At 67.1% G+C, this 3,351-nt stretch carries 5 protein-coding genes and 1 pseudogene; 3 read left to right on the forward strand and 3 right to left on the reverse strand.

Annotated elements, in window-relative coordinates; translation table 11 throughout:
- Window positions 1–245: pseudogene (locus VNS22_RS12815) on the forward strand (ABC transporter ATP-binding protein); the annotation flags it as partial.
- Window positions 246–356: 111 nt separating this feature from the next.
- Here VNS22_RS12815 and VNS22_RS12820 read toward each other — a convergent pair.
- The 3 genes from VNS22_RS12820 to VNS22_RS12830 form a co-directional block, all read right to left on the reverse strand.
- Window positions 357–1,286 (reverse strand): calcium-binding protein, encoded by a 930-nt coding sequence (locus tag VNS22_RS12820; RefSeq protein WP_325732990.1) that lies wholly within the window; start codon window positions 1,284–1,286, stop codon window positions 357–359.
- Between the two features lie 205 nt (window positions 1,287–1,491).
- The gene (locus tag VNS22_RS12825; RefSeq protein ID WP_325732992.1) at window positions 1,492–1,899 is read right to left on the reverse strand and encodes an ester cyclase; all 408 of its coding nucleotides are present in this window, start codon (window positions 1,897–1,899) and stop codon (window positions 1,492–1,494) included.
- Entirely contained in the window at window positions 1,896–2,207 is a 312-nt protein-coding gene (locus tag VNS22_RS12830; protein WP_325732994.1) for a SemiSWEET transporter, read from the reverse strand. Before VNS22_RS12830 ends, VNS22_RS12825 begins: the two co-directional genes overlap by 4 nt.
- A 115-nt stretch (window positions 2,208–2,322) precedes the next feature.
- Here VNS22_RS12830 and VNS22_RS12835 point away from each other — a divergent pair, with 115 nt between their 5' ends.
- Together VNS22_RS12835 and VNS22_RS12840 are read left to right on the forward strand one after the other, a co-directional pair.
- Window positions 2,323–2,694 carry a helix-turn-helix domain-containing protein gene (locus VNS22_RS12835; RefSeq protein WP_325732996.1) on the forward strand — a complete coding sequence of 124 codons (372 nt, stop codon included), beginning with the start codon at window positions 2,323–2,325 and terminating at the stop codon, window positions 2,692–2,694.
- An 80-nt stretch (window positions 2,695–2,774) separates the two neighbouring features.
- Window positions 2,775–3,254 (forward strand): DUF29 domain-containing protein, encoded by a 480-nt coding sequence (locus tag VNS22_RS12840; RefSeq protein WP_325732998.1) that lies wholly within the window; start codon window positions 2,775–2,777, stop codon window positions 3,252–3,254.
- Window positions 3,255–3,351: the final 97 nt, after the last annotated feature.

Below are 3,351 nucleotides of genomic sequence, written 5' to 3' on the forward strand. Positions count from 1 at the left end.
AGCTCCTCCATCTGTGGCGGACCACCGGCAAGACCGTGGTGTTCGTCACCCACTCGATCGCCGAGGCTGCCTTCCTGTCGACCCGGATCGTGGTGATGTCGCCCAGGCCCGGCCGGATCCTGGACGTGATCGACAGCGACTTCCCGCCCGACCGGACCCTGGACATCCGCGAGACGCCCGAATTCGCCGAACTGTCCCGCCGGATCCGCGACGGCCTGCGCGCCGGGCATTCCTACGAGGACTGACGGCCCGCAGCCCCCGGAACATCCGCCGGGGCGGGCGCCGATGGTCACGCGCCAAAGCCCCCGCCCGACAGGGGCGGGGCAGGAGCGTCGGAATACGGGCGAAGGCCAGAGCTAGAAGGTGGTGGACACGAACTCCGCGGAGAACGACGCAATGTCGAAGAAGGTGACGGAGCCGTAGCTGCTGCTGGGCGCATCCATGAGCTCGACCCTCAGCGAGGCAGCGGTCTCACCATCATAGATGGCGTCGACGATCGAGCACAGGTCGTCATTGGCATCGACCCGGCCGTCGCCGTTGCTGTCCAAAGGCATGAGCAGATCGTCGATCACCAGCCGGAAGCCCCCGACATCGTCGACGATCAGGTCGTTGCCGCCGAAATGACCGCCGGTGACGGCCTCGTAGACGTAGGTATCGAAGCCCGGCCCCCCGACCAGCGTATCGTTGCCGAGAGAAGAATCGAGTTCGCTGCCGATGATCATGTCGTTCCCGGCACCGCCGAAGACGAGATCGTCGCCGTGGGCGCCCTCCAGGCGATCGTTGCCGTCGCCGCCGCGCAGCACGTCGTTGCCCCGATCGCCGTTCAGATCGTCGATGCCGGCATCGCCGTAGAGCAGGTCGGCGAGCCGGCCGCCCATGAGCATGTCGTTGCCCTGGCCGCCCCGCAGTTCGCCGGAGCCGATGAGCGTGTCGTCGCCATCGTTGCCGTACAGGCGGTTCCATCCGCTCTCATCGAAGATGAAGTCGTTGCCGGCATTGCCGAACAGCGTGTCGTTGCCGATGCCGCCCTCGATGTGGTCGCGGCCCAGGCCGCCATGGATCAGGTCGTCGCCCTCGTTGCCGACGACATGGTCGTCGCCATCGCCGCCCAGAACGAAGTCGTCGCCGGCCCCCGCCTTAACGAAGTCGTTCCCGAGTCCGCCACAGAGCCGGTCGTCGCCGCTGGCGCCGAAGATCCGGTCGTTGCCCGCCCTGCCATCGATGATGTCGGCGAGCGCCGAGCCCAGAAGAAGGTCCGGCCCCGGGGTTCCAAACAGCGTCGCCATCCACACGATTTTGATTGTAAAAAACACTCCGCTGCATGAAGAATTGGTTAGACAAAGTCCATTATTGCATGAGGCAGCTGCGGCATTACGGGCAAGGCACCATGAGCCTGGCTGCAGGCTTCCTCCAGGATGCCGGCGTGGCTGCAATCCCGCGCAGCCCGGCCTCGGTCCTGCGAGGAACCAGGCGCCCCGGCATCAGCCGGATTCAGTCCACTGCGGGACGCCCCTGGAGCTGCGCCTCGATGGCTGCCTTGTCGACGATCGACCAGACCTGGACGATCTTCCCGTCCTGAAACCGGTAGATCACGTTCTCGGCGAAGGCGACCTTCCTGCCGTTCACCGCAAGGCCGAGAAAGCTGCCCTTCGGCGTGCAGTCGAACCAGATCCGGCTCACCACATGAGGCGGGTCGCAGAGCAGCATCCGGACATCGAAATGCAGGTCCGGAATGTCGGCGAAGTTCTCCTCCAGCATCGCCCGGTACCCGGCCAGGCCGAACGGCCGGTCGTTGTGGATCACCGCATCATCGACAAACCGGCCGAGGTTCGGCCAGTCCTGGCTGTTCAGGCAGGCGATGTAGTCCCGGTAGATGGCGCGCAGATCCTCGGTGGTCACGGCATGTTCCTCCAGCTTCGAAGGGCCGTCCGTCCGGATCCGGCCCAGGTCCGGGCGGGCCGGCGCAGCTTCATGCCCAGGATGGAGGCGGCCAGCACCATGGTGATGCCGTTCGCGATCCAGACCGATGGTGCGTCCTGGACCACGCCATAGATGGTCCACAGCGCGATGCCTGCCACCAGCATCATCAGGGTCGGCAGGCTCAGGTCGTCGGCGCTACCGGTCCGCCAGGTCCGCACGACTTGCGGCAGGTAGGCGAGCGTCGTCAGGATTCCCGCCACCAGGCCCAGCAGCTCGATCTTGTCCATGACGGCCTCCCGGCCTTCCTCGGCTGATCCATCGCTTGCGCGCATCCGTGCCGGCACCTTAGGTAGGCTGGCAAGGTTCCTGGCAGCAGTACGCACAAGCGGGACATGTAGTATCATGAATGATAGTAATGGCCGCCGGACGCAGCGGCGCAGGGCTGGCCGGACCGGCTGCGCGGTCGAGGCGACCCTGTCCGTGATCGGCGGCGTCTGGAAGCCCGTGCTCCTGTTCCACCTCCTGCAGGGCAAGCTGCGCTTCAACGCGCTGTGCCGGCTCACGCCGTCCGCCACCGCCCGGATGATCACGCTGCAGCTGCGCGAGCTGGAGGCGGACGGCATCGTCAACCGCATCGTCTATCCCGAAGTCCCGCCCAAGGTCGAATACGAGCTCACCGAGCTCGGCCGCTCCCTGGAGCCCGTGCTGCTCAGCATGCGCGACTGGGGCGAGCAGCTGCGCGCCGCCGAGCCGGTCGCCGAGCACGCGGGCTAGGCCCGGGGCCACCGCCCACGCCTGCAAGATGCTTGGAGCCACCCACGCCCGTCCCTATCCTCGGAGGCGATGGAGGATCGATGCCCAGCGAAAACGAGCAGCTCTACGAGACCGACTTCTATGCCTGGACGAGAGTCCAGGCGAAGGAGCTGCGCCGGCTGGCCCGCGCACGCTGGAACGGCCCGCTCGACCTGAAGCATCTCGCGATCGAAGTCGCCGACATGGGCTGTGAGGTCCTCCATGGCATGGAAAGCCAGCTGGAGCGGATCATCGAGCATCTCCTGAAGCTCCAGCACAGCCCGGCCCAGGAGCCGCGGGCAGGCTGGAAGGCCAGCGTGCGACAGGCGCGCCGCGAGATCGGCCGCCGGATGACTCCGACCCTCGCCCGAAAGCTGCGCCGCAGCCTGCCGCGGCACTGGGCGGCCGGACGGGACGAGGCCCGGCAGGCACTGCTCGACCATGGCGAGGCGGAGGCCGCGGACCGCGTGCCGGAAACCTGTCCCTACGAATTCGACCAGCTGCTGGCGCTGGACTGGTACCCCCAGCCGCCTGCGGCCTGACCGGGCGGTAGGTAGGCAGCGATCATGAGCATGGTGCCCGAGGATGTCGCCCCGGCGGAACGGCCGGATTGGTTCTCGACGGTCGGCCGGCGCGGTC

This window comes from Geminicoccus sp. (genome assembly GCF_035556675.1).
Classification (GTDB): Bacteria; Pseudomonadota; Alphaproteobacteria; order Geminicoccales; family Geminicoccaceae; genus Geminicoccus.